The organism is Vulcanisaeta distributa DSM 14429 (genome assembly GCF_000148385.1).
In the GTDB taxonomy this organism is placed as follows: domain Archaea; phylum Thermoproteota; class Thermoprotei; order Thermoproteales; family Thermocladiaceae; genus Vulcanisaeta; species Vulcanisaeta distributa.
Window position 1 is genome coordinate 1,158,817 of the sequence record NC_014537.1, and the last position, 15,475, is coordinate 1,174,291.

General features: G+C 42.1%; 17 protein-coding genes. 8 read left to right on the top strand and 9 right to left on the bottom strand.

Annotated elements, in window-relative coordinates:
• Position 1 precedes the first annotated feature (1 nt).
• Positions 2–454, top strand: a complete 453-nt coding sequence (locus VDIS_RS05965) for a NusA-like transcription termination signal-binding factor (protein ID WP_013336325.1) — start codon at positions 2–4, stop codon at positions 452–454.
• Positions 455–497: 43 nt separating this feature from the next.
• Positions 498–941: a 30S ribosomal protein S12 gene (locus tag VDIS_RS05970; RefSeq protein WP_013336326.1), complete on the top strand. Its 444-nt coding sequence runs from the start codon at positions 498–500 to the stop codon at positions 939–941.
• 34 nt (positions 942–975) lie between these two features.
• Here VDIS_RS05970 and VDIS_RS05975 read toward each other — a convergent pair whose 3' ends face one another.
• Both VDIS_RS05975 and VDIS_RS05980 read right to left on the bottom strand, forming a co-directional pair.
• On the bottom strand, positions 976–1,518 hold the full coding sequence (locus tag VDIS_RS05975; RefSeq protein WP_013336327.1) for a hypothetical protein: 543 nt from the start codon (positions 1,516–1,518) through the stop codon (positions 976–978).
• Positions 1,519–1,659: 141 nt separating this feature from the next.
• Positions 1,660–2,217: an ADP-ribose-binding protein gene (locus tag VDIS_RS05980; RefSeq protein WP_013336328.1), complete on the bottom strand. Its 558-nt coding sequence runs from the start codon at positions 2,215–2,217 to the stop codon at positions 1,660–1,662.
• A gap of 160 nt (positions 2,218–2,377) precedes the next feature.
• Here VDIS_RS05980 and VDIS_RS05985 point away from each other — a divergent pair, with 160 nt between their 5' ends.
• Entirely contained in the window at positions 2,378–3,457 is a 1,080-nt protein-coding gene (locus VDIS_RS05985) for an AAA family ATPase (protein WP_013336329.1), read from the top strand.
• 311 nt (positions 3,458–3,768) lie between these two features.
• Here the strand turns inward: VDIS_RS05985 and VDIS_RS05990 are convergent, their stop codons facing one another.
• The gene (locus tag VDIS_RS05990; RefSeq protein WP_013336331.1) at positions 3,769–5,013 is read right to left on the bottom strand and encodes an MFS transporter; all 1,245 of its coding nucleotides are present in this window, start codon (positions 5,011–5,013) and stop codon (positions 3,769–3,771) included.
• A 121-nt stretch (positions 5,014–5,134) separates the two neighbouring features.
• On the opposite strand from VDIS_RS05990, the gene VDIS_RS05995 reads away from it, so the two are divergent.
• Positions 5,135–5,467: a hypothetical protein gene (locus VDIS_RS05995; protein WP_013336332.1), complete on the top strand. Its 333-nt coding sequence runs from the start codon at positions 5,135–5,137 to the stop codon at positions 5,465–5,467.
• Positions 5,468–5,500: 33 nt separating this feature from the next.
• Here the strand turns inward: VDIS_RS05995 and VDIS_RS06000 are convergent, their stop codons facing one another.
• The 4 genes from VDIS_RS06000 to VDIS_RS06015 form a co-directional block, all read right to left on the bottom strand.
• A complete protein-coding gene (locus tag VDIS_RS06000) occupies positions 5,501–5,635 on the bottom strand; it encodes a hypothetical protein (RefSeq protein ID WP_013336333.1) in 135 nt (44 codons plus the stop codon).
• The gene (locus tag VDIS_RS06005; RefSeq protein WP_171804846.1) at positions 5,623–7,104 is read right to left on the bottom strand and encodes a hypothetical protein; all 1,482 of its coding nucleotides are present in this window, start codon (positions 7,102–7,104) and stop codon (positions 5,623–5,625) included. Before VDIS_RS06005 ends, VDIS_RS06000 begins: the two co-directional genes overlap by 13 nt.
• A 266-nt stretch (positions 7,105–7,370) precedes the next feature.
• Positions 7,371–8,285 carry a carbohydrate kinase family protein gene (locus VDIS_RS06010; protein ID WP_013336335.1) on the bottom strand — a complete coding sequence of 305 codons (915 nt, stop codon included), beginning with the start codon at positions 8,283–8,285 and terminating at the stop codon, positions 7,371–7,373.
• Positions 8,278–9,516: an MFS transporter gene (locus VDIS_RS06015; protein ID WP_013336336.1), complete on the bottom strand. Its 1,239-nt coding sequence runs from the start codon at positions 9,514–9,516 to the stop codon at positions 8,278–8,280. The genes VDIS_RS06010 and VDIS_RS06015 overlap by 8 nt, the downstream gene beginning before the upstream one ends.
• A 110-nt stretch (positions 9,517–9,626) precedes the next feature.
• Here VDIS_RS06015 and VDIS_RS06020 point away from each other — a divergent pair, with 110 nt between their 5' ends.
• Both VDIS_RS06020 and VDIS_RS06025 read left to right on the top strand, forming a co-directional pair.
• A complete protein-coding gene (locus tag VDIS_RS06020) occupies positions 9,627–10,382 on the top strand; it encodes a hypothetical protein (protein WP_013336337.1) in 756 nt (251 codons plus the stop codon).
• 32 nt (positions 10,383–10,414) lie between these two features.
• The gene (locus tag VDIS_RS06025) at positions 10,415–11,467 is read left to right on the top strand and encodes a pelota family protein (protein ID WP_013336338.1); all 1,053 of its coding nucleotides are present in this window, start codon (positions 10,415–10,417) and stop codon (positions 11,465–11,467) included.
• Here VDIS_RS06025 and VDIS_RS06030 read toward each other — a convergent pair.
• Together VDIS_RS06030 and VDIS_RS06035 are read right to left on the bottom strand one after the other, a co-directional pair.
• The gene (locus VDIS_RS06030) at positions 11,448–11,849 is read right to left on the bottom strand and encodes an Sjogren's syndrome/scleroderma autoantigen 1 family protein (RefSeq protein WP_013336339.1); all 402 of its coding nucleotides are present in this window, start codon (positions 11,847–11,849) and stop codon (positions 11,448–11,450) included. The two genes, VDIS_RS06025 and VDIS_RS06030, sit on opposite strands and share 20 nt — an antisense overlap.
• A 149-nt stretch (positions 11,850–11,998) precedes the next feature.
• Complete coding sequence (locus tag VDIS_RS06035; RefSeq protein WP_013336340.1) at positions 11,999–13,666, bottom strand: oxidoreductase; 1,668 nt, start codon at positions 13,664–13,666, stop codon at positions 11,999–12,001.
• A 123-nt stretch (positions 13,667–13,789) separates the two neighbouring features.
• On the opposite strand from VDIS_RS06035, the gene VDIS_RS06040 reads away from it, so the two are divergent.
• On the top strand, positions 13,790–14,632 hold the full coding sequence (locus VDIS_RS06040) for an aldo/keto reductase (RefSeq protein ID WP_013336341.1): 843 nt from the start codon (positions 13,790–13,792) through the stop codon (positions 14,630–14,632).
• Between the two features lie 51 nt (positions 14,633–14,683).
• Positions 14,684–15,457, top strand: coding sequence for an enoyl-CoA hydratase/isomerase family protein (locus VDIS_RS06045; protein WP_013336342.1), 774 nt, complete (start codon positions 14,684–14,686; stop codon positions 15,455–15,457).
• Positions 15,458–15,475: the final 18 nt, after the last annotated feature.

Here is a 15,475-nt window from a genome sequence, read left to right on the forward strand (position 1 = left end):
AATGCCAAGCATTAGATTAACAGAAGAGGAAATTAGATACGTGGCATTATTTGAAAAGATAACTGGAATAACCCCAAGGGATACGGTAATTGATCCGCAATATAACAGAATAATATTCATTGTTGATAAGAACTTCGCACCACTTGCTGTAGGTAAGAATGGTATCAACATTAGGAAATTGAAGGAATTAACGGGCAAGGACGTTGAGGTTGTTGAGTATGGGGAGACACCCGAGGAGTTGATTAAGAATAGCCTATACCCAGCTAGGGTAATTTCAGTAAAAATAACGAAGTTACCCAACAATGGTAGTATAGCCATAGCCACAGTGCATAACGAGGATAAGGCAATAGCCATTGGTAAGCAGGGAAGGAACATAAACAGAGCCAAATTACTGGCTAAGCGGTACTTCGACATTGACAGGATAAAAATAGTATCGCCAGAACAAAGCCAGTGACGTGAGGAAAAGTAAATAAGTACTTAAATTAACGGTGAAGGCGATGCCTGGTAAAAAATCACCGCTTGGTATGTTTGCCGCCAGGGGATTGAAGGAGAAGAGGAAGAAGTTTAGGTGGAGTGACACGTATTATAAGAGGAGGATGCTCGGCATAGCTAAGAAGTTTGACCCACTTGAAGGAGCACCAATGGCTAGAGGAATAGTCCTTGAGAAGGTCGGTGTCGAGGCAAGGAAACCAAACGCAGCCGTGAGGAAGTGCGTCAGGGTCCAAATAACTAAGAATGGTAAGGTTGTCACAGCATTCGTGCCGTGGGACGGTGGCTTAAATATAATAAATGAGCATGATGAGGTAATAATCGAGAGAATAGGCGGTCCTGAGGGTAGGGCTTACGGAGACCTACCCGGCGTTAGGTTCAGGGTCATAATGGTTAATGGCGTTAGCTTAAAGGCCATATTGCAGGGAAAGAAGCAGAAACCCGTTAGGTAATTTTTAATTCAATTTAGGACTTTATAATCAATAATTAGTCCTCAGATCCCTGGTTATCATCATTACCCTGATTATTAGATGCCGTGTAATTACCCTCATGTTCCTCCTCGTGTTCACCAACGGGCTTTATCGTTATTAATGGCTTATTAACGACATTAGGCGGTCCCTCTGGGTTGGGCTTAACCGTGTAATAGACAGTTATTGATACCGTGTAATTACCAGGTGTTAGGTAAACGGTGTATTCATCCCTGTGTAGGTTAAGTGTCACTGTCTGATTCCCAATAGTTATAACAACGGTGAAATTGCTAAATACGTCGTCTAAGCCCTCATGATGAAGCTTAACCTTGAAGTATCCTGAGGAATTAACGTATAGGTACGCGGTAGCCTTAGCCGTGCCGCTCATTCCTGGTGTTAGATTGCCAAGGTTTATGTACGCAGAAACTGTACTATACATTGGGGGCGGCGGTAGGATTAAGTGATAGCTTAGGTATGCAAGTACGCCATTCATATTTGCCGCAACAACCATTCCACTTAGACCTGCTAGGAAAGCCAGCGCTATTAATAGCCAGCTCTTCATATTAAAAAGAGGAATTGATCGCTAATTAATAAAAGTTGCGCAGCATAAGTATTTAAAGAGTAATCTCTAGGCATTAATTAAGTGATGTAAAGGTTTCCGGCCTGACGATTGATGACATCACCCCTTACTGACAAAGCATTCTCAACCTGTTTTGTACTCTCTTAATTCATCATTAAACACTCTATTAAATACATTGAATGCTTCATCACCATACAAGCAAATGATTATCCTCCTCACACTCTTAAGGCCTGGCGCCTCCCTCCTGATTGCCCGTGCCATTATCCTCGCCGCATCCTCATACGGGCACCCAAATATACCAGTACTAATTGCCGGGAAGGCTATGCTAGTTAGTCCCAACTCCTCAGCCTTCCTAAGAGAGTTTGTAACTGCATCATCAAGCTTCTCAATAGGTTCAATGCCGCACCTAGGTCCGACGGCGTGAATCACGTACTTAGCCCTTAACTTACCCGCACTGGTCACGGCAACACCACCCACAGGGACAGGACCATACTTCCTAACCCACTCACGGGATTCCTCCTGAATAACCCAACCACCCTTCCTAACAATGGCACCGGCAACTCCACCACCATGCTCTAGGTACGAATTAGCGGCATTAACGATAGCGTCAGCCTCAACCTCGGTTATATCACCCTTAATAAGTTCCACAGTGACACCATTAGGGAATTTAAAGCCCGGCATAAGCTTAGAATTATCAATAACCCTTTAATACTTAATCAGTATGAAGGCATGAATATTATCATTATCTCGGTCCTGCTCACCCCTCTTTCAAAATGTTTATTATCAATGCCATGAAAGGCTTAATAACTAGGTAGATACCCAGTAACTGGGTAGGTAGCCAGTGCTGTTTGACCCTAAGCCTAAGGAGAGGAGGGAGGATTTATTCGATAGGGATGAGGAGTTGAGAAGGTTAAGGCTTGGTCTTAGTTATCCAGTCACGTTATTACTTGGGATTAGGAGGAGTGGTAAGTCGTCATTAATTAAGGTACTTATGAATGAGGAGAAGGACGTGATTTGGGTATACCTTGACCTGAGGAAGTATGAGGGCCATGCATACTTAACATATAGGCACCTACTGGGTGAGTTTGAGAGGGCTTTGAATAGCTGGCAGGAAAGCCTAAGGAGGCTACTGCAAGGTATTCGTGGTGTGTCTATATCGGGGCCTGGCTTTGAGGTTAGGCTTGGTTGGGGTAAGTCTAAGGTTGAGTTGGGTGATTTGTTTGATAGATTGTCTGATATTGGTGAGCGTGAGGGGCGTAAAGTGGTCATCGTGTTTGACGAGGCTCAGGAGTTGAGAAAGCTTAAAGGATTTAACATACTTTACCCACTAGCTTATGCCTATGATAACCTTAGGCTCAACTTCGTATTCACCGGCTCACAGATCGGCATGGTTTATAGATTCCTGAGACTTAGGGACCCTGGCTCACCACTGTTTGGTAGGGCAATGTTCGAGGTTCGTATTAACCCATTCACTAGGGAACAAGCCGTTGAATTCCTAAGGGCTGGTTTTAGAGAGGTTAGTTTATCCGTCAGTGAGGGCATACTTGAAGACGCATATAACGAGTTAGGTGGCGTACCTGGTTGGCTTACTTACTACGGGCTCAATTACATGCAGCTTAATGATCATGGAGAGGCCATTAGGAGGACGCTTGAATATGCCGTGCAGCTTATTAGGCAGGAGTTTGAGAATTTTCTGAGGGGTAGGGAGGAGGCCAGGGAACGTTACTATGCAATAATGAGCCTATGTAGGTTTGGCTGTAGGTGGAGTGATGTTAAGCGCATGTTAATGGCTAAGGAGGGCTACGAAGTCGATGATAAGAAGGTGACGGAACTACTCCAGAACCTAATGGATGCATCATTCTTGATTAAGGAAAATGACCTGTATAAACCGAGTGACCCATTAATAGCCAGGGCATTTTAAATAGCATGGTTCCTGAAGCTTAAGTACAATTAGCACGTGACTTTACGTATTGATATTTAATACACTATAGATTTATAGAATTTACTCACCAAATTTGAATAATTCGACTTAACATGTCCATTAATAACTGACTCAACTTCTGATACTTCAGACTAAGAATTAACCTTGCCTTGTAATATATTAAGAAACATGTTTAGTAAGTACCAATGATAGTAGGGGCGACGATTGGTATAATGATAATATATGAACATAGGTTAGACATAGTCTTGCTGATAACTAATAAGGTAGCGAAATACTAAGTATTAGCTATATTATCCAAATAATGGCACCTTAGTGCGCCTTGGCGGCTTAGGTACAGCTAACCACAGGGCTCCCGATATGAATGCCAGTATCAGCACAATTAGCAGTGCATGCTCCAGGGCACCCACCTCGCCATAGATTGGTACGTAGTATTGCGCGAGCAACCCCGTTATTAATGAGCCGAGTACATTACCTCCTGTAACTGCACCGTTCCAAACTATTGATGTTGCCCAACTAACCTGTTCCCTCGGGAATAAATCACCAAGTACTGCCATAATTAGTGGGAAGTTGCTGAGCACGAAGAGTATTGCAAAGAAGGCAAAGACGAGGTTTCCAGTGTATATGAATGCTATGAATAGTATTGCAAAGGCAAATGTTGATATGGAGGCGATTAACCTCCTACCAACCTTATCACTTAACCAGCCAAGTATTGGTTGACCTATTATGGCTGAGGCAAGTAGTATTGATAGGATTTCCCCATAGCTTATACTGAGCTTTATGCCAAGTACCTTATTTATGTATATACCGAGGAATGTCTGTATACCCTGGCCTGCGGTGTTTCTCAATAATGTTATTACGAATAGTAGTATTATTAGCATTATAGATGCTCTAAGTGTCGTTGAACTGTTCGTTGGATCGTCCTTATTTCTCCTATACGCCTTAACATCGAATTTATAAATACCGTATAATAACACGGCGACGCCTACGATGAATGTCACAAAGGCTAATATCCATAAATTAAAGACTGTGCTTATGGCACCCGCAAATACAAGGATTGAGGCAATAAGTGGATAGAGTGCTCTGCCCAAGCTTCCAAATGCGCCATTTATCCCAAGGGCTGAGCCGGCTGTTCCGCCGTATGTGGCCGACAGCAATGCACTACCTATTGGGTGGTAGTAAGCGGCGCCTACTCCTGCCAATACAACACCTACGTATACTAGGTATAGGTTATGTGTTAAGAAGCCTATTGAGGCGAGGCCGATGGCGAATGCCCATAGGAACATGCCGAGTGCCATAGCCCTCATGTGACCGCCAAGCCATTTAATACTGAGTGGTACTAAAGGGCTCGCTATTGCTGATATTGCGGCGTAGAGTGCAGATAGTAATCCAATTATTGCGTAGTTAACGCCCAATTGGTTTAGTACTGGTAGTATTATACCGGGTATTAACCACATGTTTCCATCATTAATGAAGTGACCAATTGATGTTAATCCAAGTATTGTTACCCTATCCTTGCCCTTTTCTCCCTGTATCATCACCGTTAGGGCTACCCTAATGCTTTTTAAACCAATCGCGCTTAGTAAGAATTCATGAAATGGTTAATGAACCATTGACAGGCGCGAAATACACATAAATTAGGCAGAGCGTTGATGCGCGATGGCGAAGGTAGTCTTCCTAATAATGAGCGATGACGTTAAGATGGATCTGGCGTTAACAATGGCCGCAAATACTGTCAGTACAAATAGGTATGAGGACTTTAAGGTCATCTTCTGGGGACCGGCCCAGGAAAGACTATTGAGGCTTGAGGGTCCTGCCAAGGATAATTTCGAGAAACTGCTAAAGGCAGGAGCAATTGATAGTGCATGCATTAATTACGCAAGGAATAAGGGAATAGACCAGCAGTTGACCAAGATAGGTATTAAGCTACACCCTGCCGGTGATAGGGTTGCATACTACATAAATAATGGGTATCAGGTATTGGTGTTTTAAATTTAAGAGAACTGAAAATATACCAAGACCTCCTCAAACTTTCCTTAACCTCTCAACACCCTCTAGGCTTATAACACCAAGCCTATTGCCGTTCTGGTCATAAGTATACACTTTATTATCCTCCTCATCACGCACAAGCCTATGCATATCGTATACTATACTTGGCATGAATTTCGTATTTCCTTAACTGTCTCTTCTGTGAACAAATTTATGTATTTCATTAAAAGCTTTGATAATCTTTTCCTAATTTTTTCATTCTTAGCCTTTATAATCTTTTTACAAAGTACCTTTATTATTTGTATCATAACATCTCCATCATTGTTATTTATTATCGTTTTAATAGGTATTTCAATAACTATAAAGTCGCGATATGTATGGGTATAAATAAGAGCATCATTGCTGTATCTTTCTTTCAATTTTTGAGTAATAGTATTCATCATATCCGATGATTTAGTTCTACGCATTAATATGACTGTACGCCAGTTCGGAGTATGAACAGTGAATCTTTCACCAGCTACAATAACCTGCGCTTCACCCCTTCTCCTTAGCTCTTTCTTGGCAATTTCATTAATTATTACCCACTTCTCCTCACCTACTGCATTTAATAAATCATGTAACTCTTGAAGCGTATTGACAATCAACCTAGCTAATTCTACCGCATGACTACTATAATATGATATTCGTGTTATTTTACCGTGTGATGGTCGCCATCTAATTCCAAGCTTTTCAATTATTGGAATCCAAATACTTATATCCTTAGATGCAAGTTGAATCCTTAACTTTTTAATATCAACATTACCATCACCAACAATCGCGGTATATAAAGCCGGTACAGCTAAATTTATACCTGCTTTACTAAGAAGCGTAGCAATAGAATTCTTAAGTGAGTTATGAGATGATACTAAAAACCATCTTATTGCTACACTTTTCTTATTTACATCAATTCCATTTATATGTACATATGTCTTACCAGGATATAACAGAAGCCAAAGAATCATTTGACGTATTTTGGTAGTTTCCATGGCGGCATAACGATATTTATACATCAATTCATCTGATGATGCAAACCCTATTTTCAATCCTTCTATTATTTCCTTTAATAGTTCTTTAGTCTTTTCATCCTTTTGTTCCAGAATTTTACCAATAACATCTGGTACCATCACCTTAATACCTCTAAAGTTCTCAAAATATAAAACAACTGTTATATCCTTAGACTTGCTTAATGTAGGTTCATTTACTTTTAATGTTATATGTTTGTTCTTTACAACAATATATAAGGTACCATTACTGGATTCGCGTACAATAATTTTTATGCAGCCATTTTCTATCTTACTTATTAGTTCCCTAATTTCATTACTAATATTAACATATTTCTTTTCAAACCTCTTAATATACTTAATAAGAGAATTAATTGTTTTCGCAAATTCGTAAATAATACCATTGTACTTCTCACTCAATTCTTCAACATTTCTTCTTATTTCCAGGAGCTCTCTTCTATATTTCTCCAGCCATTCAGATGTATCTATATGCCAATAGGTTATCCTATTGAGAGCTTCAATCAGTAGATCAACGGCATGATTAATTGTCTTCTGGTTTTTAATTTCATTAATACATCGATAATGATGACCAACCTTCATACCCTTACAAAATTTATTTTTCTTAATTAGCTCTACATTTACTCTATTTTCTATTTCTATAGTCGTGGTATGTTTATTTTGAGCGATGCACATCACTAATGTTATTTTAAAATAATTAATAAGGTACTAACGTAATATTACCTTCATGGCATTTCATGCAGGTATTGAGTCTTTAAGGGGTTATTACTGGACCTGATTAACACGTGAAATATTGCACTCATGTAACGTCATAATTAATATCAAATCTTTACCATTTAATAACGGCATTACCACGTAATGAGACCCTCGAGGTTGTGTAGCTCGATTGGCGTTAGGTATTGAATTCTTAATGCAGCAATCCTATTGCCTAAATCGCAGGAATTCATGGGACTCAGACCATGCATGATGCCAGCCATGTAGGCAGCATCAAATGTATCACCAGCGCCTATTGTTGTCACTGCATTACTCACGTTATAAGGTTGGCATTGATGAATTACTCCATTATGTACCAGGGCGGCGCCCTTACTGCCTAGCTTCACTACGGCAATAACGTCAGTACCACGTGTGGTGTTGGCTAAACCATTTATATCACCAAATAACCTCCTCATCTCCTTCTCATTCATAAAGACAGTACTTACTGACTTAATGAGGTTAATCATGAGGTCTATGTTATTAATGGAGGGTCCCGTATCGAGGAATATAGGGACTGAGTACTTACGGGCAATTCTAATTACCTCTGCGAATACTTTGATAATGTCTCTCGTAAATGAGGCATAGAAGCCATTGATAAATACAGCCCTCGAATTCCTGATAATATTCTCATTAATATCATCTATCGTTAGTTCCTTACCAACGCCTAGGTAACCCATGAATGCGTGGTCATCAGCGCCAATTATATTATTGGATATTGTTACGAAACCACGCACCCTTTTTATAAATCCCGTGTGCACGCCGACGTCATTAAGGTACTTAATGAGTATGTCGGAGAATGGGTCACCACCAACCCTATCAATGACTGCGACCTTAAGGCCTAGTTTACGGGCTACTATAGCTGTTGTGCATGCACCGCCGGGTGATAGGGCAATTATATCGGATACGGCAACGTCACCAGCCTTAATAGGTAATTCCCTAACCCTATAATAAATATCTAAGACGCAGTCAGAGATTATCATTAGGTCAAATTTATCCTCATTATTACTCATGTTCCCACGCACTAATACTAATTCCCTTACCAGTCTCAGCACCAATTAAGTACCAGGTAAGGGATGCCGCAAAACCAACACTGAATATTGCGGTCGCCAATACTAAGTATGAGCTCACTGGCAGGTAAGATGATAGGAATATCACAGGTATTGAACCACCCAATGACATAACCCTAACAGCCGCGGTGTAGGAGCCCCTGCGCCTCGTAACCCAATACTCAGATTTTAGTGTGTCCTCGGTTAGGAAGTATGTATTTACGAGTATTGAAAATAGTATGAAGAGCGCCCAGAAGATGTATTGATCGTTCACGAGACTGCTAATTAGTGATAGTATGAGTAATGAGGTAATTAGGGATCCTAACGATGAAGTAAGTAACAGTAACTTTCTACTAACCTTATCGGCAAACATGCTCACTGGTATTCCGGAGATGAAGGACGCCACCGAGAAGGTGAAAATAAGCCAATTAGTAAGGTTAGGGAAGTAGTAGGGCCCGAAGGTTAATACCATTAATGTGAAGCCCGCTGTATATGACCAGCCAATTAAGCCACCAATCACTATCCTAACTGATAATGGTGGTAACATTACTGATGTACGATTACCTTCCTCCTTAATTAAATCAGGCCACTGACCCTCGGGGATTACCTTCCTAGCCCTGAGCCAGTATGGTGATTCAGGAATTAATGACCTAAGTAGGTAAAGCACTGGGATTATTATGAGTATTGTCAGCCCAAGTGCGAGTTTTTGAAGCACTACCGATGTTATGTTTGCCAGGGCTAGGGCCGTTGCTAAGGCACCGCCGAAATTCGTAAAGTTAAGTATTAAGTAAACAGCACGGCTCCTGATGCTACTTGGGAAGTATTCATGGGATGAGATCATAACCGTATTATACTCACCTCCAACGGCGAGCATTAGTATGGCTATGGAAAATAGCAATAATGCGTAGTTAATACTAAGTATTAGGCTCACGGAACCCACTACGTACATAATCAACGATAAGTAAAGGCTCCTCTTCCTACCAATGGCATCTGAGATAGGCCCCATTACGGCATCGCCGATTAGTAGCCATAGAGGCGGCCAAATAGATAGTAGGGCAATTAAGGCTCTTGGTACCGAGACCCAGCCAGAGGCTATGTAGGCTATGGAATATATGTAGGCCTCAATCGTGGTACTTATGGAAAACACCGTGAAAATTAGTGCATGTATCCTGCTCCATTTTTCGTACCTAACCATCATGATAGGATAATTATCCTATTTATAAATAATTCCTAAATGAACTTATGGATGAATTAAGGTATTATTTGCGTAAGAAATATTAATTCGTTCATAATCATTAATAAATAATGGATGTTTCGTTGATTTTGGGTGTTGTTGGGCCTATTGTTACCATAGTTACGATTTTGGGTACGACGCTTTATTGGCTTGGTGGTAAGTTTAAGGAGATTGAAATGAGATTTAGGGAGATAGACATGAGGTTTAGGGAGATTAATGAGCGTTTCGGGCAAATCGATGAGAGATTCAAACAAATCGACAAGAGATTTGAAGAAATTGACGAGAGATTCGAAAAAATCGATGAGAGATTCGACAAGCTAGAAAAGGACTTAAAGAGCTACGTAGACACCAAATTTAGCGAACTCAGGGGTTATGTTGACTCGAGAATTAATGAATTGAGGAGCTATGTCGATTTAAAATTTAATGAATTTAGGAGTTACGTGGATGGGAGGTTTAATAGGCTTGTCAATATTATCACTGGTCAGAATGAGTTCATTACCGAGTTCCTTGGTTTTAGGGGTGTTCTTGATAGTAAGGATGTGAGTTTCGTTAAGGCTACATTACGTAGCATGGTCACTGCAGCCACTAACCCGCTTACGGAGGCTGAGAAAAGGAGGTTGCTTGAGCTTATTGATAAGGATGAATTGACGCTTGAGGAGGCTGATGAGTTATTGCAATTGGCCAGAAAGTTCGTTATGGAGTACGGTGATAGGGGGCCTGATGTTTGGAAGATGCTGTGGTATGCGTCCGTAATGCATGGTATAACGCTTAGGAAGCTTGAGGAGAAGAGGTCGAAGGAGGGTCAAGGAGGGAGTTCCAGTGGATAGTTATTTAATTACCTAAGTTCGTTGGTTCTCCCGTGAAGCTTAACTTTGGTAAGGATTGGGTCGATTTCGTAGTTGAGGGTGAGGATGACCTATATGTCGTTTATTTGCTAATTGATTCGGGCGACGTTATTTATGGTTGGACTGTCAGGGAGTTCAGGGGTAGGGAGGGTTCCAGGGGTGAGAGGGTTAAGATTTATGTGGGCCTTAGGGTTGAGGGTCTTGAGTATCATGCGTTTAGGGGTTCACTTAGGGTTAGGGGCGTGTTGATAGAGGTTCCTGAGTGGTTTGAGGGTGCCAAGGGTAGTCACCACACGATGGAGTTGTCATACGGGCTTGAGTATAGGTTGGTTAAGTCGGGCGGTATTGATAGGGAGTTCATTAGTAAGGTTTTGGAGATGTTCAGTGGTGCATCAATAAGTGTGTTATTGGTTTCGGTCTCAATGGAGGAGGTCGCCGTTGCCCACATTCGTAGGTTTGGTAGAGAGTTGCTTGGGACGATACCGATACAGGCCGGCGGTAAGGAGAGTGAGGACTCACTTGATAGGTTTAGGAGGTCCCTTAGGAATGTGCTTACTCAGGTTAGGCAGTGGGTTCAGGTTAGGAGGCCTACGCATATGGTTGTTGTTGGGAATCACATGACGTTGTCCATGGCTAGGGACGTGATTAATGAGGAACTGGGTAAGTTGGGTATACCAATTATTTATCATGAGCAGGGCGAGGGTGGTTTAGCTGGTGTTTATGAGTTTGAGAGGGTTGGCGGTGATGTTCTTAGGAAGTTGAATATAAGCCTTGGACGGGAATATGTCGATGAGGTATTCAATAGGTTGGGTGCGGGTAGTGGATTAGTGGCTATTGGTATTGATGAGGTTAAAAAAGCACTTGAGTTTGGTGCGGTAGAGACGTTGATAGTGCTTGACGAGACCTATAAGGAGAGGGGTGGTGAAATGAGGGAATTAGTTGGTATGGTGTTGAGGACGAGAGCTAACCTTGTGATAATACCGTCAAGTACCGAGGGTGGTGAGAAATTGAGGGGCATTGGTGGTGTTGCCGCGTTGCTAAGGTTTCCTATTTCTTCTCAGCCTTAGTTATCTCGCTCTTTGGCGACCCCTGGTTTATTATCTGCGTTATCTTATCATAAGCCTCCAGGATAAGTACCATTGACTTAACGAGTTCATTTATCCTATCAATGTCCTTAGTCTCTTTAAGCTCGTTATTAATCATTACAAGTCTTTCATATAGCGTGTCTCTAATGTCCATGAGGCCGTACCTAATCATGACCTCCTTCTCCTCGGCATCGGACCTAACGATGACCACGGGCCTATCACAATTCGCACAGTAGTACTCACCGGTTTTCAACCTTAGTAGCGGAGTACCGCAGACTGGGCATGTGTAGCTGGTCAGTGTTGCCCCGGCCCTAATTAATTGCGCCATTTTCTTGGCAACCAAGTCCCTACTACTGACACTCACGTTGCTAAACCTAATGCAACCTGCTTATAAACCCAACGAAGCAATGCCCAAGTTAAGTATTTTAAGGCCTTGATTAAACTCTTCGTTAAGTGATGAGTGACATGCCATGTGACTGGTGATCGATCCTGGGGTACCTGATCCATTGCCAATTATTTCAATTGACCATAAGTCCTCCCAAGCCAGTATCCCCTTGCTATGGCTTTTCCTATTGATGGTTGGTCTCTGTAAACACTGTGAATCACCACATCGGCCTTTACGGACTCTGGCGACTTTACGAACTCAACACCCAACTCCCTATACTTCTCCATCAATAGGTATGCCCTAGCCCTATCGAGACCCCTAAACACATTATCCGTAACATAAACCTCATTACGCCTAACCCACTCAAATACGTAATCTTGATATGCATAGAGGTTGGAATCAAGGAGTATCCTCAAACCCCTGTAATCCTTAAACTCGGGTTGGCGTTCCTTAGGCACGGCATAAATAACATTACCTCCATCATCCTTAAACTCTGTGTTAAGATAAACCTTAACGCCTAACCCCTTCAGCTCCCTCTCGTAATAATCCACAAGCCTCATGAATTCAGCCCTCTTATACGGATCCCTGATCTCATTAAGTTGTCCACCAAGCTTATCACCCTTTTCATAAAGTTTCACATCAAAACCCCGTAAAGCCAATATACGTGCCGCCTCCATACCCATTAACCCACCACCAACGACAACGACTTCGCCGAACCCCTTAGGCGGTGTAGGAAGCAGTTCCCAACCAAGTTCTGGATTAACATCACACCTAACCTCCCTAGTGGCTAGTAACCTACATGATTGATTACACCTAATGCACGGCCTAATCGGCATGTTAAGCCTAACCTTAATCGGCCAATCAGGGTCAGCGAGTAATTGCCTGCCAATGACAACGGCATCCGCGACCTCAAGGACCTTCACGGCATCCTCTGGCGTAGAGATAGAGCCTACCAGGAATAGTGGTAATTTAGTCGTTGATCTAACAACCTTAGCCTCATCAATGAAGCTCGGTCTTTTATAGTAAAAGGGCATTGAGCTTCCCAATGGTCCGTCCCTACCAGCCGATAGATGAACGTAATCAAGTAATCCCTCAACCCTCTTAATAATTTTGGCAACCATCTCTGGTGTCAAGCCCTCGTTGTCGAACTCGGTAACTGAAATCCTCAGGCCAATGGGTATGGACACCACACTCCTAACCTCTTTAAGAAGCTCCTCAAGGAATATAACGCCATCCCTATACCTATCACTCCTCCTATTTACGGCCGGCGATAGAAATTGAGCTATTAAATATCCGTGCGCTCCATGAAGCTCAATACCATCAAAACCACTCCTTTCAGCCCTAATGGCCGCCTTAACGAAATCATTAATGACCCTATTAATGTCATCCTCACTCATCTCCCTAACCGGTTCAAGCAATGGCACGTTAGATGGGGCTATCGGTGTATTATTCCATATTAAGTCCCTCCTGGTCTTCCTACCAACATGAACCAATTGAACGAATATTTTGGTCCCAGCATTATGAATAGCCTCCGTTAGCCTCGCGAACTTGGGTATTAGGTCATCGCTATATAGACCGAGTTGGTTCGGCGTACCCCTGGCATCAACCCTATTTACATAGGTATACTCAGTTATTATTAAGCCAACGGAGGCCCTCCTAACGTAATACATTACTAACTCCTCTGTTGGGTAACCCTCGGGTGTTGCTAAGTTTGTGGCCATTGGTGACATGACGATCCTATTACTTAATTCGACGTCACCCACGGTGATTGGTTCAAATAATTTATTAAACGACATAGCTCATTGCGTTAGGGCGTAGTTGGGATATAAAGCACCCGCCCCTATTCATAAATTATTGATCCTTACGACTCTTAAAATTAGCCGGGATAAGTTAATAATGGGAGTTGGTAATGCCAATACGTGGAGTATAGGGTATTTGGCAAGACCGGTGTTAAGGTATCCATAATAGGCATGGGCACGTATTACGACCCGGGCTGGATAGTATTATCAAGGCTCGGTATAAGACCTGGTTACGAGAGAAAGCTCAAGGCCTTAAGAGTTGGTCTAGAGGGAGGCATCAACTTCATAGATACGGCGGAGATATATGGGTCGGAACCGCTGGTTGGCGAGGCTATTAAGGGTTTTAACAGGGAGGAATTGTTCATAGCCACTAAGGTCTGGCCAACACATCTTAGGTATGATGCCGTCATTAAGGCTGCGAAAAGAAGCCTTGAAAGGCTCGGTGTTAAGTACATAGACCTATACCAAATACACTTCCCTAATAGGAGAGTCCCAATCACGGAGACCATGAGAGCCATGGAGTATTTAGTCGATAGTGGCTTAATAAGGTTCATAGGACTTAGTAACTTCAGTCTTAATCAAATTATTGAAGCTCAGAATGCACTGAAGAAGTACGAAATCGTCTCCATCCAAATGCCCTATAGCCTAATGGATAGGAGAATTGAGAATGACATAATACCGTATGCGAGGAAAAATGGCATGGCAGTGATAGCGTATTACCCACTTGGTCATGGAAAACTCATTAGTAGGTTTCCAAGGGATGCCCTGGAAATGATAAGTAGGAACCATGGTCAAAAGACCGTAGCCCAAATAGTGCTTAATTGGATAATTAGTAAGCAGGAACATGTATTTCCAATACCTAGAGCCTCGAATCCTGACCATGTTGGGGAGAATCTAGGCGTTGCTGGTTGGAGATTAACTGAGGATGAAATCAAATACCTTGAGAGCATTAAGTTTTCCTAGTTATGGATAGAGCGTTATTAATTTAAGTGCGTTCGTAATTACGAAGAATGTATGTCCTCTATTCAATTTAATAAAATAATGCTTTGGAATGAGGAGGGAATTGGCGTCATCGCCATTAATAATGGTCCAGAAAATGCCCTTAGCCTTGACGTAATAATGCAGCTGACAACAGCATTAACAGTGGCTAATAACGATAATGGTATTAATTGGGTGGTCATTACAGGGACCGGCGGCTCATTCTTTACCGTTGGTATCCCCTGGGATTCCATAACGCCTGACTATGCCTCAATTAAGGAGTTAGTGAGGGGCATTAAAGCCCTAGTCTCTGTCATAGCTGTTATGGATAAACCCGTAATAACAATACTCAATGGGTCAGCGATGGGTTTAGGGATGGAACTAGCCCTTGTGAGTGACCTGGTGATAGCTCCGCCTGACGTGTATATGTGCTATCCAGAGGGTATTGTTGGCATACCAATGCCGCTTGGGGCTAAGGTTATTCTTGAGAGGATGCCCAGGTATAAAGCAATAGACGTGCTCACTGGATCACCCCTGGCGATTACTGAGGCTGCTAATTATGGGATTGTTCATATAATCAATAGAGAAAATCTTTTCGGAGATGCTAAGAACATCATTAAAGGTCTGAGGTTACAACCACCCATAAGGCATCAACTGGTTGATTGGGTTAAGGCAGGCATTAACGCCATAGACTCGTTATATCTAGATGCGGTAGTATCAACATTAATGGACCAGGGCAGGCGTAATGAATTATTAAAGGCCGTAAAAAATGCAAGGTTAAAATGCGTCTCTAAGTATAAGGGTACGTGATTTTTTAAGTGAAGGGTC

Excerpts from the sequence above, each read along its gene's own strand:
- VDIS_RS05965 (WP_013336325.1), top strand. The coding sequence starts at position 2 with ATGCCAAGCATTAGATTAACAGAAGAGGAAATTAGATACGTGGCATTA.
- VDIS_RS05970 (WP_013336326.1), top strand. The coding sequence starts at position 498 with ATGCCTGGTAAAAAATCACCGCTTGGTATGTTTGCCGCCAGGGGATTG.
- VDIS_RS05975 (WP_013336327.1), bottom strand. The coding sequence starts at position 1,518 with ATGAAGAGCTGGCTATTAATAGCGCTGGCTTTCCTAGCAGGTCTAAGT.
- VDIS_RS05980 (WP_013336328.1), bottom strand. The coding sequence starts at position 2,217 with ATGCCGGGCTTTAAATTCCCTAATGGTGTCACTGTGGAACTTATTAAG.
- VDIS_RS05990 (WP_013336331.1), bottom strand. The coding sequence starts at position 5,013 with ATGATACAGGGAGAAAAGGGCAAGGATAGGGTAACAATACTTGGATTA.
- VDIS_RS05995 (WP_013336332.1), top strand. The coding sequence starts at position 5,135 with ATGGCGAAGGTAGTCTTCCTAATAATGAGCGATGACGTTAAGATGGAT.
- VDIS_RS06000 (WP_013336333.1), bottom strand. The coding sequence starts at position 5,635 with ATGCCAAGTATAGTATACGATATGCATAGGCTTGTGCGTGATGAGGAG.
- VDIS_RS06005 (WP_171804846.1), bottom strand. The coding sequence starts at position 7,104 with ATGAAGGTTGGTCATCATTATCGATGTATTAATGAAATTAAAAACCAG.
- VDIS_RS06010 (WP_013336335.1), bottom strand. The coding sequence starts at position 8,285 with ATGAGTAATAATGAGGATAAATTTGACCTAATGATAATCTCTGACTGC.
- VDIS_RS06015 (WP_013336336.1), bottom strand. The coding sequence starts at position 9,516 with ATGGTTAGGTACGAAAAATGGAGCAGGATACATGCACTAATTTTCACG.
- VDIS_RS06020 (WP_013336337.1), top strand. The coding sequence starts at position 9,627 with ATGGATGTTTCGTTGATTTTGGGTGTTGTTGGGCCTATTGTTACCATA.
- VDIS_RS06035 (WP_013336340.1), bottom strand. The coding sequence starts at position 13,666 with ATGTCGTTTAATAAATTATTTGAACCAATCACCGTGGGTGACGTCGAA.
- VDIS_RS06045 (WP_013336342.1), top strand. The coding sequence starts at position 14,684 with ATGTCCTCTATTCAATTTAATAAAATAATGCTTTGGAATGAGGAGGGA.